General features: G+C 59.1%; 16 protein-coding genes. All 16 read right to left on the bottom strand.

Annotated features, from left to right (window positions below; all coding sequences use genetic code 11):
- Window positions 1–82: 82 nt before the first annotated feature.
- Window positions 83–787 carry a formylglycine-generating enzyme family protein gene (locus BLR08_RS02090; RefSeq protein ID WP_072327944.1) on the bottom strand — a complete coding sequence of 235 codons (705 nt, stop codon included), beginning with the start codon at window positions 785–787 and terminating at the stop codon, window positions 83–85.
- A gap of 20 nt (window positions 788–807) precedes the next feature.
- Window positions 808–1,176: a DUF4180 domain-containing protein gene (locus tag BLR08_RS02085; RefSeq protein ID WP_072327943.1), complete on the bottom strand. Its 369-nt coding sequence runs from the start codon at window positions 1,174–1,176 to the stop codon at window positions 808–810.
- The gene (locus BLR08_RS02080; protein ID WP_072327941.1) at window positions 1,173–1,847 is read right to left on the bottom strand and encodes a TetR/AcrR family transcriptional regulator; all 675 of its coding nucleotides are present in this window, start codon (window positions 1,845–1,847) and stop codon (window positions 1,173–1,175) included. The genes BLR08_RS02085 and BLR08_RS02080 overlap by 4 nt, the downstream gene beginning before the upstream one ends.
- A gap of 77 nt (window positions 1,848–1,924) precedes the next feature.
- Window positions 1,925–2,188 (bottom strand): hypothetical protein, encoded by a 264-nt coding sequence (locus tag BLR08_RS02075; protein WP_072327939.1) that lies wholly within the window; start codon window positions 2,186–2,188, stop codon window positions 1,925–1,927.
- A gap of 766 nt (window positions 2,189–2,954) precedes the next feature.
- Window positions 2,955–3,890 carry a GNAT family N-acetyltransferase gene (locus BLR08_RS02070; protein WP_072327937.1) on the bottom strand — a complete coding sequence of 312 codons (936 nt, stop codon included), beginning with the start codon at window positions 3,888–3,890 and terminating at the stop codon, window positions 2,955–2,957.
- Window positions 3,890–4,219 (bottom strand): hypothetical protein, encoded by a 330-nt coding sequence (locus BLR08_RS02065; protein ID WP_072327935.1) that lies wholly within the window; start codon window positions 4,217–4,219, stop codon window positions 3,890–3,892. Before BLR08_RS02065 ends, BLR08_RS02070 begins: the two co-directional genes overlap by 1 nt.
- Window positions 4,220–4,314: 95 nt before the next feature.
- Window positions 4,315–7,275 (bottom strand): NHLP bacteriocin export ABC transporter permease/ATPase subunit, encoded by a 2,961-nt coding sequence (locus tag BLR08_RS02060; protein ID WP_072327933.1) that lies wholly within the window; start codon window positions 7,273–7,275, stop codon window positions 4,315–4,317.
- A complete protein-coding gene (locus tag BLR08_RS02055) occupies window positions 7,272–9,488 on the bottom strand; it encodes an NHLP family bacteriocin export ABC transporter peptidase/permease/ATPase subunit (RefSeq protein ID WP_072327932.1) in 2,217 nt (738 codons plus the stop codon). Before BLR08_RS02055 ends, BLR08_RS02060 begins: the two co-directional genes overlap by 4 nt.
- A gap of 22 nt (window positions 9,489–9,510) precedes the next feature.
- On the bottom strand, window positions 9,511–10,377 hold the full coding sequence (locus BLR08_RS02050; protein WP_072327930.1) for an HlyD family efflux transporter periplasmic adaptor subunit: 867 nt from the start codon (window positions 10,375–10,377) through the stop codon (window positions 9,511–9,513).
- Complete coding sequence (locus BLR08_RS02045; protein WP_072327929.1) at window positions 10,374–13,556, bottom strand: cyclic nucleotide-binding domain-containing protein; 3,183 nt, start codon at window positions 13,554–13,556, stop codon at window positions 10,374–10,376. Before BLR08_RS02045 ends, BLR08_RS02050 begins: the two co-directional genes overlap by 4 nt.
- 132 nt (window positions 13,557–13,688) lie before the next feature.
- Window positions 13,689–15,437, bottom strand: coding sequence for a protein kinase domain-containing protein (locus BLR08_RS02040; RefSeq protein ID WP_072327927.1), 1,749 nt, complete (start codon window positions 15,435–15,437; stop codon window positions 13,689–13,691).
- A 142-nt stretch (window positions 15,438–15,579) separates the two neighbouring features.
- Complete coding sequence (locus BLR08_RS02035; RefSeq protein ID WP_072327925.1) at window positions 15,580–16,596, bottom strand: GDSL-type esterase/lipase family protein; 1,017 nt, start codon at window positions 16,594–16,596, stop codon at window positions 15,580–15,582.
- The gene (locus BLR08_RS02030; RefSeq protein ID WP_072327923.1) at window positions 16,593–17,828 is read right to left on the bottom strand and encodes a polysaccharide pyruvyl transferase family protein; all 1,236 of its coding nucleotides are present in this window, start codon (window positions 17,826–17,828) and stop codon (window positions 16,593–16,595) included. The genes BLR08_RS02035 and BLR08_RS02030 overlap by 4 nt, the downstream gene beginning before the upstream one ends.
- A gap of 92 nt (window positions 17,829–17,920) precedes the next feature.
- A complete protein-coding gene (locus tag BLR08_RS02025) occupies window positions 17,921–19,468 on the bottom strand; it encodes a DUF3502 domain-containing protein (RefSeq protein WP_072327921.1) in 1,548 nt (515 codons plus the stop codon).
- A 146-nt stretch (window positions 19,469–19,614) separates the two neighbouring features.
- Window positions 19,615–20,499, bottom strand: a complete 885-nt coding sequence (locus tag BLR08_RS02020; protein ID WP_072327919.1) for a carbohydrate ABC transporter permease — start codon at window positions 20,497–20,499, stop codon at window positions 19,615–19,617.
- Entirely contained in the window at window positions 20,499–21,431 is a 933-nt protein-coding gene (locus tag BLR08_RS02015; RefSeq protein WP_072327917.1) for an ABC transporter permease, read from the bottom strand. Before BLR08_RS02015 ends, BLR08_RS02020 begins: the two co-directional genes overlap by 1 nt.
- Window positions 21,432–21,446 lie beyond the last annotated feature (15 nt).

The raw sequence follows: 21,446 nt of genomic DNA, 5'->3' as shown, positions 1-21,446 counted from the left end.
TCGCTCGGCTACTTGTTTCTTGGAAGCAGCAGATAAAAAAAGACCTCGCCCCACTTGTTGGTGTCGGTGAAGTCTTCCTGGTTTACATGTCAGAGCTCGCTCCGCCGCTCAAAGACCTGGCCACACGAAAGCCAAGATCGTCAATGCGAAACGTCGGATGGCTGCGTCGTCGGCAAGTCGCTCCACAGCCCCGGGCCTCTTCCGCCCAGCTCCCGCCGCGGAATATGCGATAGGACCCGTATACCCGGGCATCGTATACATCCCAGCACCACTCCCACACATTGCCCAGCATATCATACAGCCCCCAAGCATTCGGCAGCTTAGCGCCTGCTTTATGGACCTTGCCCTCCGAATTGCCTTGGTACCAGGCTATCTCCTCCAATTCGCCGTACCGGTACCCCTTCGTTCCCGCTTGACACGCATGCTGCCACTCCGCTTCTGTTGGCAGGCGATAGCCATCCGCCTCCCAATCGCAGACGACCTGCTCGCCGTCCTCGCTTACCGAATAACATTCTTTGAGACCCGACTGCCGGGAAAACAAATTACAGAAGGAGATCGCATCCTGCCAGGAAACATCCACAACCGGAGCCTGGCTTTCCTTGGCAGCGTCAGCCTTCTTCTGCAGTATTGAGCTGTATAGCGCTTCCGTCACGGGGACCGGCGCAAGTAAAAACGAGTCGAGCTGTACCGTCCACTGGGCCTGAATCCGATCATCTCTTAAATCAATGGAGCCGGCCGGAATGGCCATCATCGGATAGTCGGCCGGATGGTTGCCCCTGTCTGACATAACGCCTCACCTTTCTTTCCCTACCTCAGTATGCTTAACCTTTCGATGGCTTCCTGTTCGCTCGGCACGAAAAAGAAGTCGGAACCGTTATTGCACTCATAGATAAAATCCTTCAAGCTCCGGCTGGCATATACCGAGAAATCCCCGACGAACGCCATCTTTACACGATAATTGATGAACTTCTGAAGAATCTCCCCCGCAAGCCGCGTCTTCAGATCGAAAAACGCTTCGCTCAGCAGCGACTTGTGCATGACGATCCGATTGCTGTCCGCTTCATACTGTACGGTTGCTATCAGATCCAGTGCGGATTGAACATCGGTTATCAAAATCTCGCTGCCGCTTACAACGGCAATCGTTCCGCCGGCTGTTTCTATCTTCGTTATATTCATAATTCTCCTCCTAAAAGTGTTGTGCGGCAAAATTTTCTCACGTATTCTTCGCCAATATAACGGTTATCTTCGCCGTGCGCGGGGGGAATGTTCGCCACTCGAAAGAAGCTTAGACCGACTACCATCGCCATCAGCCCATATGCCGCGCTCTGAGCGTCTTCCACCGTCATTTGCCCCGTCTTGTGGCCGTATTCGAAAATTTTGGCTATCCCTTGAAGATCCGTGGTGTAGCTCTTGACTACAACCTCCTGCAAGCTGCTGTTCAATACAGCCTTAGAGAAAAACTGCAGGAAAAGCTTGCCTTGAGCTTCAAACGGGATAAACATTCGCTCAATTCCGTCAAGCTGCGACACATTAATCCTCTTCCCCGTATCGTCCCGGTATGGCGGCAAAATATACTTCAAAGTAACGTCAATCATTTCCGCCGCAGTCATTGTGGCTTTGAGCTCGGACTGGATTTTTAGACCGTAATAAGCCATAAAAGACTTGAAGGCTTCGACCGTCAAATTTTCCTTGTTTTTGAAGTAATAAGCGACAACTCCTTTGGAGCAATCGGCATATTCAGCGACCTTATCCAAGGTCATGCCGTCAATCCCGTGAATACTGATGCAGGTTAACGTAGCATTAATGACCTCCGCTCGGCGCTTCGGTTCCGCTCCTAATTTGGGCATGCACTCACCTTATCATTTTATATTGAACAGTCGGAATAAAAAAGATTGTAATTGAAAATGGCTTTGCTGTCAATGATTCAAGCTGCGCCCCGGGGGAAGAGGCGGCTTGTTGAGCTGTCGGTTCCCTTTAGCCAAACGACTTTTTTATTAGGGATCAATTCCTCTATTCTCATCTTGGTTATATCGCTGCCGCCGAATCGAAATTCATTAATAAAGCCAAACTGATGATCAATTATGAGTTCATTGGTCCATATTTCCGACAGTCCCTCAGCAGTGGTTAAAGTTTCATACTCCTTCGATGCTGGGGCATGTACGGTTTGCAGGTGCTCGATATTTGCCATGCCTTACTCCTTTCTTACTGCATAATTTATACTTGATGCTTACAATAACATAGGATAACTGTATAGTTTCTTCTGGATTGCTATGTTGCAGCTACAGCTTGCTTCCCTATTCGCGCATCCATCGCTGCTCGCCTGCTGAGCGGACGGCATTATTTTTGCAGGGACAAAGTCTGGATGCCGAGCTGCCGGGCGGAGCCGGGACAGCGGACAGCCTGCTTCTGCCGGCACCCTTGATGGAACGCGCCAGCCTGGCCCTGGCCCCGGCGCCAGCGCTGCCGTCAAACTGAGCCGGCCCGCGGGGCTTGCCTCAGGCTCTGATCATAGGGCCTCAAGGCTCATGCTCAGAGCCCGGCAAGCCAAAAAGGGGCTGCATCGTCACGCGAGTCTTCTCGCTTGATGATGCAGCCCCAAACAGTAACGGAAAAACCGTACAAATACTCCCTACTAGCGGGCAGCATATCGGATTTAGGCGGAAAACCGTACAAAATGCTCCCGGTTTGCCGTCAACTAATGGGGTTTATGTGGAAAATCGTATAAAACGTTTTCGACCTCGGCTAAATTGTGGGGCTTTGTGCGAAAAACCGGTTAACCTCTCCCCGACTTCAGCCAAAATGGGGGATTCGCGCGGGGCATCCGTTAGGACCCAGGTCTCCAAGCGAACGAAAAACCTAAATCGTAACAACCAACCTGTCGTTCGTTAAACAAGGCTGCACCCTCCAAAGGGCACAGCCTCGTTTCTTTTTGTTTCTCCCGGGCCTTCCTTGACTCATAGGTCCAGAACCGCCCGCTTGTAATCTGTCACGACAGGCTGCATCGGAGCCAGCAGCCGGTTTGCCACCTTCTGCATCCGCTCGTTGCCGGGCAAAATCTGGATAACCAGATGCGAGGCATTCGTCCTCAGCATCCTTTGCGCGGACTGCGCGGCCAGGCTCAGCCCCAGCCCATTATCGCGGTACGCCTCACGGATATATAACGTCCTGTACAGCAGCGTCTCCGGCAGTTGGCGATCGACGATCGACCAGCCGACGATTTCCTCGTCCAGCTTCAGCACCAGGCTGCAGTCGCGCTCGATCACGCCCTCTGCGCGCATCGGCATGAAGTAGGCGTTGTAATCCTTCTCCTGAAGCTGGTTCATCAGGGACAGCTCGCCCCTCCGCAGCTCGTTCCAAGGAATTACGGTGCAGCTGGACGGCAGCTTGAACCGGCTGATCCACTTCCTGTCCCGGCCGGCGGCGATGTCGCAGCGGTAAAACCGGCTGTATACCGAGGGCGGCTGCCAGCCTGACTTGGCCAGCACCCGCTCCAGCGCTTCATAGCTGTGCAGCGCGTAATATTCCACGCACGCTTGCTCAAGGTTCATGCTGCTCAAGGATGCCTTCAACTCCTGCATAAGCGCCGTAGCGATGCCGAGCCCCCGGTACGGCTTGTCGACGAACACGGACAGCACCCTTGCGGGATCATCCTCCACGGGAGGATGGGCCAACAGCAGGCCGACCGGCCGGCCCATGAAGGAGGCGCCCAGAATGATTTTCTGAGCGTCAGCGTCAGCTTCTGCTTCAGCTCCAGCTCCAGCTCCAGTTCCAGCGTCAGCCTCCGCTTCGGTGCCGGCAGCCGGCTTGACCAGCCAGCCGCGGTAAGAACGGTACGTAAAAGACTGGTAAGACGCCGCCCTCCCCAGGGCAAGCCGGACAATTTCGAACATTACTTTTTCTTCGTGCGCTCCGGATAAGGAGGTCCGTACAGGATAAACGCCGAGAACGACGTGCCGCCTGCGACCTGCTCCAATTCCGCTTCATCCAGCTCGCGCTCTGCGTCAGAGGACGGAGCGCCGAACAAGGTTTTCGCCTGGATTTCTCCCTGCTCGTCCTCCGTAATTACAACCTCGACGCCTTCCGGCAGCTCCAGTCCCGTCAGCTCACGAATCGCCCGTTTCGGGTCGCTCAGCGCCAGTGCCCGGAACTCGGCGTCCTCCGATGCCCGCTGCTTAAATACCTCGAATTGCTCATTGGCTTTCTCCATCGTCCAGCTCATGCTTCCGCCTCCTGCGTTATAGTGAACAGCTACGCCTCATTATAGCGGGAAAAAAGGCAAAAATCCGTACCCCATACGGGGTATCTTTGATCCGATCACACTACCTGGCGCGCAGCGAGCCGGGCGAACAGCCCTTCCTGCCGAAGCAGCTCCTCGTAGCTGCCCTGCTGGACGATCCGCCCTTTATCCATCACGATGATCCGATCGGCGTGAATAATAGTACTGAGCCGATGAGCGATGACAATTCTCGTGCTGCTTAAGGAGCGCAGCATCGTTGTAATCTTCTCCTGCGAGGTTTGATCCAGCGCGCTGGTCGCCTCGTCGAGCAGGATGATCCTCGGTTTGTGCACGATAGAGCGGGCAATCAGGATGCGCTGCCTCTGCCCGCCGGACAAGCTTCCCCCGCCTTCCGGAAGGACGGTGTGCATGCCCATGGGAAGCTGGCCGATCTCCTCGTCGAGTCCTGCCAGCTGCGCCGCATGCCAAGCGTCCTCCACGGTGTATTCGCTGCTCTGCCCGATAATATTTTGCGCGATATCCCCTGCCCACAAGCGGCCGTTCTGCAGCACTACGCCGCAGCGCCGCCTGACCGATCGAAGGTCCAGCCCGCTCAAATCCCTGTCGTCCAAATAGACGGCGCCCTGCTCCGGCTTCTCGAAGCCCAGGATCAGGCGCAGCAGCGTGGATTTGCCGCTGCCGGAGGCGCCGACGACCGCCACATACTCTCCCGGCTTGATCCGCAGCGAAACGTTGTCGAGGATCGGCTGTCCGCTCAGGTCATAACGGAAGGTAATCTTGCTCAGCTCGATGCCGCCCTGCAGGTCTCCGGGATCCTCCCGCCTCGCCTCCGTCTCCGGCTGCTGCTGCATGAGCGGCTTGACCCGCTCGTACAGCGGCTTCAGCTCCAGGAGCGGCAGCGACGAAGCGCAGAAGGCGATGACCGAGCCGATCAAGGTCCCGTATGCGGCATGAAAGGCGGCGAAAGCGCCGGGATTCATTTTGATATCGAAAGCAGTCATCATCGCAAACAGCGTGAGACTCGACAGGAGCGGATAGAAGCTGTTCACCACAGCCAATCGGTTGCCCGCCTCGCGAAGCCGGTACATATGAGCGCGCTGCACACTGAACGCACGGCTCCAAAGGTTGAAGGCGCGCCGCTCCGCGGCAGCCACCCGCAGCTTGGGCATGTTGACGAGAAGCTGCACAAGCAGACCACCTACCCGGCCCTCCTGCTCCGTTTTCCGCCTCGTGTGCTTCGCCGCCTGAAAGCTCAGCAAAGCAAACAGCGCCGCATAAAGGGCAGTCAATATAACCGCCAGTGCGGCCAACCGGGGCTCATACCCGAACAGCAGGCCAAACTGCAGGATGGAAAAAAGCGCAATCGACATCCCCGAGACGAGCCAGCCGGATATGAGATGAAAGATCGCGCTCACGCCGCCGATCCGGCTGGCCAGATCTCCGGCATTGTAGTCGCGGAAGAAGCCGACCGGCATATTCAGCAGACGGTCCCAGACCGCGCTTTGCAGGGAAGCGCCCCATGTCCCGAACAACCGAAGCCAGGCCATGGACTGGGTAACCCGGAAGCCAAAGCCGGCAAAAGCCAGGCAAATCAGCAGCATCATCATCTGAAACAGCTGATCCGCGTCTGCGGCAGGGATGATTTTGTCGATAATCAGTCCGGTCGCCGCCGGCAAACCGAGACCAAGCAGACCGAGGCTAAGCCCGGACGCCAGCCCCCAGGCCATCTCCTTCCTCGCTCGGGGGGTGAGCAGAAATCGGACGATATCCCCGGGCGCCAGGGAACGGTAAGGCAAGGGGCGGTACAGCTCATATGCAAACGGACGCAACTGCGCAGCCAGCTGCTCCGTCACGGAGATCGGGGCCTCCCCGGCCTCGCTGCTCAGCTCGTAGGCGTTCTCGCCCGCCGGCAGCAGCGCCGCCGGGCGGCCGTCGGCATGAAAGGCCAGCAGCGGTCCGTTGTCTTCCCTCCACCACCCCGCACGCAGCGCCACCTTGCGGCAGCGAATGCCGCTCTCGCGAAACAAGTCCTCCGCCTTGCCGCCGGGCTCCCAGCGTTTCGGCAAAGTCAGCTCAATTCCGAGAAAGGTGCAGACCAGACGGGCGCAATAGACCAAGGGATCGCGCCGCTCCTCGAAATATTCCAGCTCCCCGAAGGCATTCTTGTCGGCAACGGCCGAGAAGCGGCTGACCGCTTCCTCCACATTGCGCTCATCCTGCTCCAAGCGCCGGGCCACCCTGGCCTGTTCGTCCCGCTGTGCCCGGCGCAACTGATGGAGTCGCTTGTATACGAGCAAGCGGTGAAATAAACGCACCGACGCTTGCCAATCATGCAGCTGCAGCAGAGCAAGCGTATCCGCCGTATACAAGCGGTTGCCCTTGGGCGAAGCCACCCAGACGGAGCGCATCATCGGCACATAGGCGTCCGGGGGTACCTGCGGCAGGGCGCGATCCTGCCATAAGCCCGGCAGTCCGTCTGCGGCGCGAATCCAGATGAGCCGGGCCTCCGAAGTGAAGACGGCCGGCTCCCAGACGACAATCTCCGATGGGGACTCTGCCGCCGCCACCTGCTGGGCATGCAGAGGAGCCGCCTCCTTCACCACGGCCAAGGCCAGATTCTGCAGCCATTCGTCCAGCTTCTCTGCTATTTCGGCCAGTCGCTCCAATTGGCCCAGGTGTTCCAGCCGCTCCGTACGCTCCAGCCGTTCCATATCAAGATTGGCCTGAAGTTCCGGAGCGCCCTCCTCCTGCTCCAGTCGGCGGCTTGCCAGCACCGTGTCCGGCATCACCTCGGCGATCCAGCCGAAGTCGCCTTCATCGGTTTGCGGGAGCTCCAGCCATAGTTGTCCTGCCTTCACCGTAAGCACATACGATTTCGACCCGGCCGCCCGGCCATGCGCCAGCTCGACCGAATAAATCTCTACTTCGCCCTGCTCGACCATATGCAGCGTCAAAGGCGATTGCCCCTGCAGCAGCAAGGAAGTTCTGGACGGGTAATGACACCGCTCCTCGGCGATGTTCAGCCAGCCGGATGTCATGAAGCATACTCCTCTCCGGGCGCGTAGAACAAGCGCCGGTAATGCCCGTCCGAACGGATCAATTGTTCGTGGGTCCCCTGTTGGACAAGCTTTCCCTGGTCCAGCACGACGATGAGGTCGCAATCCCGGATAGCGCTGAGCCGATGGGCAATGATAACGCAAGTGCAGCCCCGCCGGCGAATATGAGCATAAATAGCCGCTTCGATCTCGGGGTCCAGGGCGCTGGTCGCCTCATCCAGGATCAGGACGGACGGCTGCTGCGCCAACGCCCGGGCAATTTCCAGCCGCTGCGCCTGGCCTCCGCTGAAATTCCGTCCGCCCTCCTCCAGCAGATGATCGTAGCCGCCCGGTCTTGCCGCGATGACTTCATGGATGCAGCTGTCCTTGGCCGCCTGCACGACGGTCGCCTCGGGGATGGTCTGATCCCATAACGTCAGGTTGTCGCGGATCGTCCCCTCGAACAGCCGGATCTCCTGGTCGACCAGCGATACGGAATTGACCAATACATGTCGAGGCAGCGCGGAACGCAGCTTTCCGTCGAACTCCACGTCTCCGCTCCACGGCTGGTACAAGCCGGACAGAAGCCGGGATAGCGTAGACTTGCCGCTGCCCGAGCCCCCGACGATGGCGACCATAGTTCCGGGAGCGATGTCCAGCGTAATCTGCTCGATCAGCGGAGGGTCCAAGGGGCTGTAGCCGAATGTCACATTCCGCACGGCGAGCGCTCCGGACAGCTTGGGCGGCCAATCGGCCGCGGCCGGCTTCGCCGCTTCGCCGGAGTCCGGATAGGCAGACAGCGCAGAATCGGCGGGATGCTTCAGCACATCGTCCAGCCGGGCCAAATGCCCGCGCAGCTCCTGCGCCTCTCCGCCCATCGCCACCAAGCTGTTGACCGGGGCGAGGAAGCCTGCCGTAAAGCCTAGAAAGGCGAGCAGCATCCCGACCGTAAACGACCCGTTCAGGACGAGAATGCCCCCGATGACGAGAATAACGGTGTGGTTCAACTGCTCAAGCAGCACAGGCATCGCCGACAAGTACTGGTTGGACACGCCGAGCTTTTGCTCCGCACGCGTCATGTTGGCTTGATGGCCCGCCCAGCGGGCGAAAAAATCAGATTCCCGGCCGCTAGCCTTCAAGGACTCCATGTTGATGAGCCCGGCAATCGAAGCGCCCCACAGCTTCCCCTGATCCATCTGCAGCTTCTGGTTTTGGTCGGTCTGCTTACGCGACACATACAGGAGATAGATCACGTTAAGCCCGGCGACCAGCAGGGCTGCAAGCGCCAGACGGTAGTCATAGAGCAGCATGAAGGTGAAATAAAACCCGACCAGCAGCGCATCGATCACCGTCCCGGCAAGCTTCTCCGTCAAAAACTGGGCAATTCGGTCGTTGGCCTGCGCTCTTCCCGCAATTTCCCCGGCAAAGCGCTGCGCAAAGAAGCCGACGGGCAGCCGGAGAATATGCCAGACGAACGCGCCGGACAGACTGAGGGATATTTTGGTTTCCAGTCTCAGCAGCGTATATTGCCTGAGCGCGGTCAGCACCCCGCGGAGAAAGACGACGGCCAGCATGCCGAGAAGCAGCGCTGCCGCCCACTCCATCTTGCCCGCCAGCAGCATCCGGTCGACGAAAAACTTCAGGAAGAGCGGTACCAGTACTCCGGTTCCAGCCAGTGCAAGACCCGCGGCAAGCAGGTAGACGACCTCCCATTCATACCCCTTCACCCGCTGCAGCAGCGACGAGCTTACGGAAAATCGCCGCCCCGACCGGACAAAGCGCTCTCCCGGCGCCATAGTCAGCACCACTCCCGTATAGGAGCTTTCGAATTCTTCAAGGCTTACCGAATACGGGCCGTGCGCAGGATCGTTCAGAAACGCTTTGCCGCGGGAGAAGCCTTCCACCACGAGAAAATGATTGAAGTTCCAGTGTACGATAAACGGAGGCTTGAGCGACCTGAGGCTTTCAGGCTCTTTTTTGTAGCCTTTGGCCTCCAGGCCGTATTTGCGCGCGGCTTTCAACAGATGGCTTGCCTTGCTTCCGTCTCTGGATACCCCGCAATCGTACCGGAGCGTCTCGATCGGTATGTGGCAGCCGTAATAAGCGAGTACGATCGCAAGCGACACCGCGCCGCATTCGACCGCCTCCATCTGAAGCAGCGTCGGCGTAGCGGCCCGGGTACTTCCATATAATTTGGAACGTAACGACGCCTTCATTGCCCTTCACCTCTTTGCCCGATCAAAACATCCATTCGATCGGATGCATTTTTCCCAGAATGAACTCGACCGAGCATAACATGCCCGTCGTAACGGTCATGCCGGGCTCGGCGCGCGAAGCGGTCCAGCGCATTCCGCTCGGGTGAGCCGCATCTTGCTGCAGCGCAACCCGGACCTCCACCAGGGGACCGGCCTCCAGGTAAGCTGCCGCAAGCTCGCGGTTCCCCATCGCCCGCTCCATATCCGCCAGCGTGACCGGCACCTGCGCTACGGCAGCCACCTCGCCGAATACGGCGCCGCCGGCGCTGGCATAATCGCCGCTCGGCCATACCCTTGCCGCGATGCCGGGCTTCAAGCTTTTGCCTTGGCTCACCGGCACGTAGACGATGGCCTCGAATTTCTCCTCGGAGCCCGATGCCTCCAGCGTGAACAGCGGTTCTCCGCTCTGAACCCATTGTCCCGGCTTCACATGGACCTTGAGCACCCGGCCATGCTGCAAGCTGACGACTCTGGACTTCAGCAGCAGCCGCTCAGCGCGGTCGGGGGAGTCGTCCCGGGTCCCGGCCTCCGGCCAGGAAGGGTCGAACAGCCTTGCGACCGCATCGCCCCGCCGCACGACATCGCCGGGCTTCACCCCGATATCCGTCACCTGCCCGGCCGCGGCAGGCACGATGGTTGCGAGCCCGTCCTGCAGCTGGAATACGCCGCTTCCGTTCAGCTTGACCGTCAAGGTTCCGGCCACCGCCCATATGAAAAACGCAGCCAGCAGCATGAAAATGGACAGCAGGGCAATCCAATGCCTCGGACGGGCGATCGTCATCAGCACGTCCAGCTTTTCGGGCGACGACATCTTCTCCAAGGCAGATTGCCTGAATATATTCGGCTTCATCGCTTCGTCTCTCCTGTTGTCGCGGATTTGGGCGTTTTTGGCGCTGGCTCTGGCGTTAATGAAACGATATGCACGGACGCCCCGCTATCTCCGCCGCCTCCCTGAAGGGGAGTGAAAGCATAGCGGCGGACTGCGCCCTCCCAAGCTCCGATCCGGGCCAGCGCCTCACGCATCGGAGCCGGTTCGGCTGCGGCGGCCAGGCCTGCGGACTGCGCGATCAGCCGCGCAGCGTCATAGGCGGCGGCCGCCAGCCTGCTCGGCTCGGCTCCGTATGCCAATCGGTACCGCGCCGCGAAAGCCGCAGCCTCCGTTCTGCCCGTTTGGGCGTCCAAGTCGGTATAGCCGTACACTTTGCCTTTATACGCCGCAAGAACATCCGCACCCGGGAGCGATGGTCCGACCAAGAGCGGGTATGGCGTCCCGGCCTGGGCTAGCCCCGCGCTAAGCTCCGGAGCGACCCCTCCGCTGCCGTCGTAGACGGCTACGGCTTGGGCCTCCAGCAGCTTCCAGCGGACAAACGCATCCGTGAGCGCCGAACGTCCGGCAATCGCGGCAAGCCGATCCACCACCCTGATCCCTCTCCGCTCGGCCTCTTGTTCCAGCGCCGCCGCAAACTGCCGGCCGGGGACGCTATCCTCGTAATATACCGCGACCTTATGGAGGCTCTGGCCCAGCAGCAGGTCCGCCACTTCCGCGGCATAGGCTTCGGGGGCAGGCGCCAGCGCTACAGACGGCCCCCCGGCCAATGCGGCTCCGTCGAGGAGCAAGGTCGGCAGCTCCCTTCTGACCGCCGATGCTGATGCCGAGTCCGATTCGGCTGCGGCGATGGCGAATACGGGAGCAGCCCCCCCGCTTCGTCCGGCTTCCCCGCTGCCGCGGTAGTCCGGCCTCAGCTGCAAGGGCGGCGAGGCGGAGCTCAGCTCCGCATCGGCGACGGCCAGCTCGACGCCTTGCTTGACGGAAGCGGCGGCGAGCGCATCATGAGGAAGCTGGACGGCAATCGGCACCTCGAGCGCCGCCGGACCGCCGGCCGTCGCCATGACCGATATCGGGACCGGCGGCTGTCCCTCCCGCGCGCCCGTCCAGTGCCAGACGGACACCGCAGCGAGGAGGGACAGACCGGCCGGCAGTACGCGATAAAGAACAGCCGGACCCCATACCTTCTTAGCGACTGGCAGGCTGATGGGCCATTGCGCGGCCAGCACCGCCGCAACAGCCGCTTGCGCTCCGCTCGCCCCCGCCTCGACGGAGCCGGAGCCGAAGCCCAAAGCCGTCAGGCCGGCGAAAATAGCCAGCATCGGAGGAACGAAGCGGGCAAGCAGCGCAACGACGGCAAACAACGCGACGAGCGCGCCCGCAGCCGACATATGCTGGCTAATCCACCCTGCCGTCAAACGCTGCAGACCGGCTTCCTCATATAATCCCGCTGCGCTTGCAAGCAGCGCAAACATGATAAACGGCTCATAGTTCACCCCGCGGGCGACAGCCTTGGTCAGCAGTCCGCAAGCGGATAAAGCCAGCGCCATCAGCAAGCTGACTCCGAGCAGACTGAGGCCAAGCCAATAAGCCAGCGTCATAGCCAACCCGCCGCCAAGCATGACGATCAGGGCGGCGGTCTCCTTGGCCGACAAGTTGCCCATCACCGAGAGCTGCGCGCTCATGATCGACGAGTCGGGCGCCAATCGCTCACCTTCCCGCTTCAGAAACGGCAAGATCAGATGAATAAGAAGCAGGACTGCGGCCAGCGGCCATGCCGTGATCATCCAATGAATAAAGCCCTCCCGATCCGTCAAGCTTCCCGGCAGCAGCGCCGCCGCAAACCAGCATAAGCTCGAGGATTGGAGCAGCAAGATCGGATACGCAGCCGCATGGTGGCGTTCCCGTTCCGTAAGCTGCAAAAGAGCGAAAGCCTCGCTGCGCAGTCTTGAGGACGGAAGCAGCCATACCGTTAAAAGGGACATCAGTCCGATCATGGAACCGGGTCTGACGCCGCTGGCCTGGAGCCGGAGCGCGAAGCGGAGCAGCAAGCGCTGCGCGACGCCCGTCCGGTAGACCGCTTGCGCGGACATGGCGAGAGCGAGCGCGGTGAGCAGCGGGTAGACGAATGAAGCGAATGAAGCGGATGAAGCCGAGATGCCGCCGCCAAGCCCGATGCCGGGCAGCGAGACGGCGGATGCGGCCATGAGCATGGCCGCCAGCAGCGGCGACACGACCCCGCAGGCCGTGAGCAGCAAGGCCGTTAGTCCGGTCCCGGCGAGCGCGGCGGCCGCCGTCGGCTGACCGCCCGTCTGCATCGCGGAAAACAGCAGCAGGCCGGCAGCCAGGGAAATGACGGCCCCGAGCGTCCGGACCTGCGGAGAACGTCGGCTGGCCGCGTCAGCACCGACCCCTTGCCGCTGTTCTCCCTGCTCTCTCTGGTCCCGCTGGTCTCGCTGGTCCAGCCGTTCACTCCGATCCTGCCATTCCCTCTGCTTTCCCTGCTCCTTCTGTTCCCGCTGCGTCCGCTGTTCCCGCTGATCCAGCCGTTCACTCCGATCCTGCCACTCCCTCTGCTTTCCCTGTTCCTTCTGCTCCTTCTGCGCCCGCCGTTCGCCCTGCTCTCTCTGGTCCCGCTGGTCCCGCTGGTCCCGCTGGTCCAGCCGTTCCCGCTCTTCCCGCTGCTCCCCCGGCCGCTCCTCTGCAACCGCGTCCTCCCGAAGAGCCCCGCCGGATGTCAGCGCTTTCGCTTCGCCCGGCTCCTCCTGCGACGAGGCCGCCTGGCTTGACTGCCGGTTCACCCGGGCAAGCCGCCGGGCCAAAATGCCGGCAAATTGAACGGCTAACGCATTATGCTCAAGCAAGATCCGGTCGAACGATTCCTTGACCAGCCTCAGCACGACCAGATCGCTTTCCGCCATCGCGGAGGCGGAGCGCGGGTCGCCCGTCAGCAAAGCCATTTCGCCGAAGTATTCCTTCTCCCCGAGGACAGCCAGAGTCGTTTCGCCGCCCGCTTCGGAGCTCAAATAAATTCTCGCCTGGCCCTGCATAATGATGTACAACGAATCGCCGAACTCGCCCTCCTCGAACAATAAATCCCCTTTGCGGTAGCTGAGCTGGGTAAATTCCTGCAGCAGCGCAGCCTTATGGACCCGGGACAAGTCTGCGAAGAGCGGAATATCCAGAAATATAAGCTTATTCAAGAAAACAGATCTCCTTCCAAGAACCTCGTCCGCTTGATGCCGAACAAATGAAAGAGCCGAATCGTGTCAAGCGCACAGTCCGGCTCATCCGTTTTCTTTTCTTTTTCGTCGGGCATGCTCTTAATTATAAGCTCACTTCTCATCCTGTACATACCCCATTTGGGGTATTCCTTTCGTTTGCAGCAGGTTCAGCTTGGCGGCCATCGCGACGGCCTTTACCCGGTTGTTGACCCCCAGCTTGTCGAACACGTTGCGGACATGAACTTTGACCGTCCCGGCCGACATGACCAGCCGATCCGCAATTTCTTTATTGGATAATCCGGCGGCCACGCCCTGCAGCACATCAAGCTCCCGGTTCGTCAGAGCCGGTGCAGACCCGGGCAAGGGTTCGCGGCCAGACTCCTCCCGGCTCGAAGGCTCGAAGTATTGGGTCAGCGCATGCACTTGGCCCATTTGCAAGGCCAGCATTTGCAGAAGCGATAAGCCGTCCCCCACAAATACCCCGGCCGTGTAGTTGTTCTCCAAATACAACACGCCCTGCAACTCGCCCTGCATCAGCACCGGCAAACCCAGCACAGACTTCGGCCCATGCCGGAGCATATAAGGATCAGCCTCATCGAACCGGCCCCCTCCGGCATCGCTTCGGATGACGGGCTCCCGGCTTATGGCCGCCTCACGGACGATGGCCGGACTGACTTCGCCGCACGCGTCCAGCGGAAGAAAACCTGTCCAAAGCGAAGCGTCTTGCTTCAAATCCAGCTTCAGTGCCGTGAAAAGCTCCCCTCCTGCGGACTTGACCCAAACGCCCTTGTCCGCTCCGGATGCCTCCATCATAATGGTCATCAATCTGGACAGCAGCTTCAGCGAATCCTTCTCTTCTGAGAACGCCTGGGACGCTCTCAGGACCGCCTCCAGATCCAGCACCTGGGCATAACTCCCCTTGGCCTCCATCCGCTTTCCATCCGGCAGCTTGGCGTCCGGATGCTTCTCCGAGGGCGCACCGGCCGGCCCGCAGCTGTCCTGCCGCCCGAGCTCGAAGCCGTCAATGCGACCCTGCTCTTCATACTGCTTAAGACAAGCTTCCAGATCCGCCCTAAGGCCCGCTGCGCTCCGATATCTGCGCATGACCGATTTTTCCAGAAGCTTGAGAATAACTTGCTGCAAAATGACCGGAACGTCAGGAGAGACATCGTCCATCGGCAGAGGGGCTCTGGCCACATGGGCGTGAGCCCATTCCAGCACATTTTTCGCCGGAAAGGGGAGCCTGCCGGCAAGCGCCTCGTACAGGGTCACGCCGAGCGAATACAGGTCGGCGCCTGCCCCGATCCAGCCGTCCAGCTGCCTGCTGCGCTCCGGTGCCATATAAGGCGGACTGCCTTCCATCAGCGGCATGTTGCCTGTCTGACGTCTGTCCTCGTTCATCGCAAACGCATGTCCGAGCCCCGTCAGGTACACCTGCATCGTAGCCGGCACAACAACGACCGTTTCCGGCCGTATATTCATATGGATAATGTTTTTTTGGTGCAGCCGCTCCAATATGGCGGTAATGCCGATGGCTATCTTTAGAAAGACCGGAAGGGATACAGCTCCCGACATGACAAAATGCTTCAGCGTCACGCCATGCGCCCATTCGCTCGCCATAATTAACCGGTTGCCCTCCCTGAAGAGCGACAACGGCTTTAAAATGCCGGGGAAATCGAGACTTCCGGCGACTTCATATTCATTCATCACCTTAGCGTTTTCGATAATCGCCTTCGGGCCTTCCTTCACGATTTTCAACAGCACATCGCGGCGCTCCTTCACCGACCATGCCTGACACACCATAATAGCCGCATCTTCATAAATCACCAGACGTATATCGTAACCGGTCGCTTTGAGCATAACTGACTCCTTTGCCAGAGAGGAAAATGAAACGTTGCTGCCTGTTTATTTTATCATAAAACAAACGGCAAACTCTCTGTCCCGGCAAAAAACATACCGCGCGCCTCTCTCGGCGCGCGGTGTTTCGCTGCATGACGGCGGCCTATGCCATGACCTTGGCCAGCAGCCTGCTCAAATTTTCCCCCATAAGCGTGTGGCCGTAATCCGACGGATGGAGCAGATCCCAGCTCAGAGCGGAGAAGTCGGTCAACACATCGCTGCCTTCGATCAAATGAAGCCGCTTGTGGCGGCCGCCGCCCGCCAGCTCGCGCAGGATAGCGTTGTACGCGGCTTCATTCCGGCTCTCCAGATCAGGCTCGGCCGCGTACGTTCGCACATTGGGATATACCGTGATCAGCACGACGGGCTTATCCGGATGCCGGACGCATAACGTATCGATCAGATAAGCCGCGCGCCGCCGAAATTCATCGGGCGCAACCGTTCCGCGCATGTTGACCCCAATTTCCAGCGTCATGACAGTCCAATCGTTCTGCGCCGCCAAGAAGTCGGCCACCTGCGGCTCGCACAGGCAGGCTCCGCTCAGTCCCTTATTCAGCACATCGACGCCAAGACGGCGTGCCGCCTGCTGAACATACGAGTTGTAGTTGTTCAGCGCCGCGCCTCCGTGCGTGATGGAAGAGCCATAGCTCAGCCAGCGCTTGCCCGGCACCTCGCCCGGCATCGGCGGCCGAAGCGGATGGCCGAACGTTTCGACTCCGTGAAAGCTGACCGCATACCGGCATAAAAACACGCGCCAGACGAGGGGCGAAAAGCGCGCTTGCCCGGAAACCAATCCGCTCGCCGCTTCCGGATCAAGCTTCTTTTCGAGATGCAGCACGCTAAGCACGCCGGCCTTCAGCCTATGATGGGAGTGGAAAAACTCCCCCTGGAATACCATCACATCCCCGTCGTCATCCAGCGCCGTCAAGGCGACCCGGACATTGGCCGCGTCGGTCACGAACCGGAGCTCGCAGCCGCTCGCTTGCTGGGAGATGAAGCGCCCCCGCTCGCCGAGCGCCTCCCGCACCTCCCGGGGGTAACGCTGCAAGATGGCCCCTGTCGTCAGCTTGCACGGCTCCGCCTCTGCGACATTGTGCAGCTCCACGCCTTGCGCGATCATAAGCCCGCACGCTCCATACAGCGCCCCAACGACCGCCTCAGCGTTGCTATCATGCGAAGCTGGCTGGCGCGCACATAGTCTCGCGCAGCTTCCGCTTTGCGCTTGGCCGCTTCCGTATCCTGCGCCATCTCCAGCACGGCGGCGACCAGCCGGCTCCGGTCGGCCTCGTTGTCCTGATCGAACAGCCAGTCTCCGAGGCCGATATCCCGCCACATATAACCCTTGCTCGTCTGCTCCTCCCACCTGCACACGATCGCCGGAATCCCGTTGCCCACGCACATGATCGGGGAATGCATCTCGTTGCCGAACAGTCCGGCGGAGCGGACATACACGCTGAGCGCTTCATCGGTGAGCCAGAAGCTCTCGCGCCAGACCACATGGGAGCGCACATCCTCCGGCAGCTTGTCGAAGATCATCTCCTTGCCCACCGCCATCTGGGTGCTGTCCTCCGGACATAACAAAATCCGCTTGCCCGTCTGCCGGACAACGGCGGCCACCGCTTCCCGCAGCAGCACATGATCATGCTCCTTCATCCGCTCGTTGCGCTCATGCCTGGCCGCATCGAAGGCGACCTCCGGCTTGATGGTCCAATAAGGGGTCAGCCTGAGCTTCGGGATGCAGCAGAGAAATTCTCCCGCTTGCAGCCCGGCCTCCTGCAGGTAACGCTCAGCCTTCGCGTCATTGCGCAGATCGGCGGAAAACGCGCCATCCGGGCCGAATTCCATCACCGGGCTGACGACCCCGCACTCCCGCGCCTTCTCAAGCGATACCGTGTCGCGGAAATAAACGAACTCCGCCTGGTCCAGCATGTCCTTCTCGGCCGGGTTGCCCGAATACGTGATGCCGAACACGCCGAAGGGCTTGCCCGTCGCCTGCACAAACGCCTGCACATCCTCATTCGCCACCAGATACGGCCCCGAGCCGTGCAGCAGAAAATCGCACCACTCGACCGCTTCGGCCAATTCCCGGCTAGTGGCCTGACCATCCGGGCCAATAGTACCTTTGACGATCTTCAGTTCGGGAAAGCGCCGATGCTCCATCTCGATCACTTCATCCGTCAAGTCGGGGGATGCCCACAGCCTCACCTCCGCTTCCGGCAGCTGCTGCTCCAGCAAAGCCAAAACGCCCGGCGTATGGGCAATATCGCCGATATTGACCACCTGCCAAGAAGACCGGAGCAAAATTCGCGGCACTCTCGTCCCCGTCCCGGCAGCTTGCTCTTCCTGTTTCATCCTGCATCTCTCCTCTCGGTTATCCCCTCAGCCGCATAAAATCCGCCGCCCCGCTCCCTCAAGGGATGGGCGGCGGATACAAGGAACCTGCCTTATTTGGCGGCAGACAACGATTTGTAAGTCGCGTTCACCTCGGCTGTAATCTCTTCGCCGCCCGCCTTCTTCCACGTCTCTACGAATTGATCGAAGCCTTTGTCCAGATCGACCTCGCCGGTAATAAACTTGATGAAGTACTCCTTCTCGATATTGGTAATATCCGGATACTTCTGCAGCGCGTTGATATTGAATTTCACGTTATAAAGCACTTCGACGCCTTGGGAAAGCTGCTCGCGCAGCGCCAGCTCCTCAGCCGGGAACGAAAACGGCTCAAACGCCTTCGATTTGCGGGACAGCAAGCCGTAGTAGTTGCCTAAACCCTCCGAAATTCGTTTTTTGTTGTCCTTGAACGCCTCTGTATACGTCGGAACGCCGTTCTGCATCGTATAGTGGACGCCTTCCTGACCGAATTGCGACGCGAGGAAGCTTTCCTTGTCCGAATAAAACGAATTCAGGATTTCATAAATTTTGGCCCGCTTCTTCGGATCCTTGCCTGCGTCGACGCCCATGCCCATATAGTTGCCCGTCAAGCCCCAGCCGGCCAGCTTGCCCGGGCCGTACGGCCCCTCCAGCGCCTTGCCGGCTACGAGCGTTACGCCATTTTTGGCGGCGGCCTGACCGATCTTCCCGCTCGGACGGAAGTTGGACCAATTGTCGGAGGATACGCCCACCCGCTTGTTGACGAATTCCTCCTTCTTGCCGTCACTAGTCAGAAACTCGGGATCGAGCACCCCGTCCTTAAACCATTTGTTCAGATAACGGAAAGCTTCCCTCGACTGCGCGGTGACCATCCCGTAATTCAGCTCGCCCTTCTGATCCTTCACCCAATACGTGGGATGCGTCTGGAAAGCGCCGAAGACATACTGCAGAGAATCGGCGATATTCGCTTTGCCGAAGGCTGTCAGCCCGTACGTATCCTTTTTCCCGTTGCCGTCCGGATCGTTGTTGCGGAACTTGTAGATCACATCTTCGAATTGCTGCAGCGTTGTGGGAGGCTGATCGTAGCCGGCAGCCTTCAGCCAGCCCTGATTGTAGAACGGATTCAGGGGAATAACGCCCTCGAGATTCGTGATCGGAATACCGTAGCTTTTCCCGTTCACCAATCCGTCGTTCCAAGCATCCGGCTGATTTTTATCGATGAATTCGGCCAGGCTCGGCATATTTTTCTTGATCTCGTCGACCGGCAGCTCGGCCAGCAGCCCTTGCTGCGAATAAGCGCGAACATCGGCCAGCCCCCACAGCAGCCATACGTCAGGCAGCTCATTGGCCACAAGCCGCACGTTCAGCTGGTCTTTCCAGTTGGTCCGGTCAACCCGCATGTTTTTGATCTTGACGTTAAACTTCTGCTCCATCCACTTCTGAACGTAGGACTCGTCTCCCTCCGGAAAATCAAAGCTCAGCCAGCTGATTTCGATAGGTTTATCCGACTCGGCGGCGCCCGGCGCGGCTCCTTGCGGCGCCGGCTCCGTCTTGGAGCAGCCGGCGAGCAGCAGCGCTCCCGACAAGGCGATGGCCAGTACGGACTTGATTGCTGTTTTTTTCATGCGAAGACCTCCCGGTATATAAGTTTACTATTCCCCTTGTTGCTCGTGCGCTTCATACCATCCACCATACAGCATTGTTCTCCTGCAGGCATCCCCCCTCTCATGACCGCGCTCTCGGCCGTGATCCCGATCTTATCCGCCGCTTATCAGCCTTTTACCGAGCCGACCAGCGCTCCCTTGACGAAATATTTCTGAATGAAGGGATACACCATCAGGATCGGAAGCGTCGCGATCATCAGCACGGCAGCTTTCACGCTTTCCGCCACTACCTCCTGCTCCGACGTCTGAGCCATCAGCTGCTGCATCTCGACATCGCTGCTCTCCACGATCAGCCGCCTGAGATAGATCTGCAGCACGATCTTGGACTGGTCCTGAATATAGATCAAGCCCTGGAACCACTCGTTCCAATGATGAACAGCCAGCCACAAGCCGATAGTAGCGAGGATGGGCTTGGAAATCGGCAGAATGATGCGGAATAAAATCTGAAAGTCCTGCGCGCCGTCCATCTTGGCGGAGTCCTCCAGCTCCTGCGGCATGCCCATAAAAAAGTTCCGCATGATCAGCATGTAGAAGGTATTGATCAGTCCGGGAATGATCAGTGCCCACAGGGAGTCATACAGCCCCAAGCTTTTCACCAATAAAAACTGCGGAATCAAGCCTCCGCTGAAAAACATCGTGATGACGATCAGCATTGTGTAGAAGCTGCGGTGCGGCAAATATTTTTTCGACAAGGCGTAGGCGCCGAGCGTCATGACCAGCAGAGAGAGGAAGGTTCCGACTACCGTACGGAAGATGGTATTGTAGTAACCCATCCAGATTCCTTTCGTCTGGAAGGCCTGCGCGTAGGCCGCCGTCGTGAACGATCGCGGATACAGATGGATGCCCGGCCGGATCGCTTCCTCGGGCGTACTCAGCGAAATGGACAGCACATGGATGAACGGATACAGAATACTGATGCAGAACAAGGTGATGAACAGCAGAAGGAAGAACTGAAAGACGGCTTCGGCCTTGCGGGCGCCTATGAGCTTCATTACAGAATTCCCTCCTGCCCCAGCTTTTTGACCACATAGTTCGTAAGCAGCACCAGCGTGAAAGCGACAACATTTTTGAACAGCCCTACGGCGGCGGTCAAGCTGTACTGCAGCTGCGTCAGGCCGGCCCGGTACACATAGGTGTCCAAAATATCCCCGACGCTGTACGTATTGGGACTGTACAAATTCAGCACCTGGTCGAACCCGGCGTTCAGCACCGCTCCGATCCGGAAAATAAACATAATCGTAATAACCGGCACGATCCCCGGCAGCGTAATATGCATAATCTGCTTCCAGCGTCCGGCGCCATCGACGACGGCGGCTTCATACAGGGACGGATCTACCCCGGCCAGCGCGGCCAAATAAATAATCGTCCCCCAGCCGATCTCCTTCCAGATGGAGGAGACGACCAGCGTAAACCGGAAGTATTCCGGGTCTCCGAGGAAATAAATCGGATCGATGCCGACAAGCGCCAGCAGTTGATTCACAACGCCGGTCGTAGGCGACAAAATTGTAATCAGCAGCCCGCCAAGCACGACCCAGGACAGAAAATGCGGCAGATAGCTGATCGTTTGCGTCACGCGTTTGAACACCCGGCTGCGGACCTCGTTGAATAAAAGCGCCAGCACGATGGGAGCCGGAAACCCGAACACAATGTGGTAAAAGCTCAGCAGCAGCGTATTGCGCATAATCCGCATGAAATCCGGCGAAGCCGTAAATAAATAGTGGAAATGCTTGAAGCCGACCCACGGGCTGCCCATAATCCCGTCCCGAATCCGGTAATCCTTGAAGGCGATCTGCGCCCCGTACAGCGGTCCGTACTCGAAGATCAAATAGTAGAGCAGGACCGGGAGCAGCATAAGAAATAAATATTTGCACTTGCGGTACTCTTTGCGAACGTCTGCGCCAAACACGGCTGTAATCGCTCTCATGTTGCAGGTGTCCCC

This window comes from Paenibacillus sp. cl123, assembly GCF_900101595.1.
Lineage (GTDB): Bacteria > Bacillota > Bacilli > Paenibacillales > NBRC-103111 > Paenibacillus_G.
The sequence above is the reverse complement of the archived record's forward strand: the minus strand, read 5'-3'. Positions and strand labels throughout refer to the sequence as shown.

What these genes read in the sequence shown, in the direction of transcription:
- BLR08_RS02065 (WP_072327935.1), bottom strand. Translation starts at nt 4,219, where the DNA reads ATGAGCTGGACGATGGAGAAAGCCAATGAGCAATTCGAGGTATTTAAG.
- BLR08_RS02085 (WP_072327943.1), bottom strand. Translation starts at nt 1,176, where the DNA reads ATGAATATAACGAAGATAGAAACAGCCGGCGGAACGATTGCCGTTGTA.
- BLR08_RS02030 (WP_072327923.1), bottom strand. Translation starts at nt 17,828, where the DNA reads ATGAAACAGGAAGAGCAAGCTGCCGGGACGGGGACGAGAGTGCCGCGA.
- BLR08_RS02080 (WP_072327941.1), bottom strand. Translation starts at nt 1,847, where the DNA reads ATGCCCAAATTAGGAGCGGAACCGAAGCGCCGAGCGGAGGTCATTAAT.
- BLR08_RS02055 (WP_072327932.1), bottom strand. Translation starts at nt 9,488, where the DNA reads ATGAAGGCGTCGTTACGTTCCAAATTATATGGAAGTACCCGGGCCGCT.
- BLR08_RS02075 (WP_072327939.1), bottom strand. Translation starts at nt 2,188, where the DNA reads ATGGCAAATATCGAGCACCTGCAAACCGTACATGCCCCAGCATCGAAG.
- BLR08_RS02050 (WP_072327930.1), bottom strand. Translation starts at nt 10,377, where the DNA reads ATGAAGCCGAATATATTCAGGCAATCTGCCTTGGAGAAGATGTCGTCG.
- BLR08_RS02020 (WP_072327919.1), bottom strand. Translation starts at nt 20,499, where the DNA reads ATGAAGCTCATAGGCGCCCGCAAGGCCGAAGCCGTCTTTCAGTTCTTC.
- BLR08_RS02040 (WP_072327927.1), bottom strand. Translation starts at nt 15,437, where the DNA reads ATGCTCAAAGCGACCGGTTACGATATACGTCTGGTGATTTATGAAGAT.
- BLR08_RS02015 (WP_072327917.1), bottom strand. Translation starts at nt 21,431, where the DNA reads ATGAGAGCGATTACAGCCGTGTTTGGCGCAGACGTTCGCAAAGAGTAC.
- BLR08_RS02090 (WP_072327944.1), bottom strand. Translation starts at nt 787, where the DNA reads ATGTCAGACAGGGGCAACCATCCGGCCGACTATCCGATGATGGCCATT.
- BLR08_RS02035 (WP_072327925.1), bottom strand. Translation starts at nt 16,596, where the DNA reads ATGATCGCGCAAGGCGTGGAGCTGCACAATGTCGCAGAGGCGGAGCCG.
- BLR08_RS02060 (WP_072327933.1), bottom strand. Translation starts at nt 7,275, where the DNA reads ATGACATCCGGCTGGCTGAACATCGCCGAGGAGCGGTGTCATTACCCG.
- BLR08_RS02070 (WP_072327937.1), bottom strand. Translation starts at nt 3,890, where the DNA reads ATGTTCGAAATTGTCCGGCTTGCCCTGGGGAGGGCGGCGTCTTACCAG.
- BLR08_RS02025 (WP_072327921.1), bottom strand. Translation starts at nt 19,468, where the DNA reads ATGAAAAAAACAGCAATCAAGTCCGTACTGGCCATCGCCTTGTCGGGA.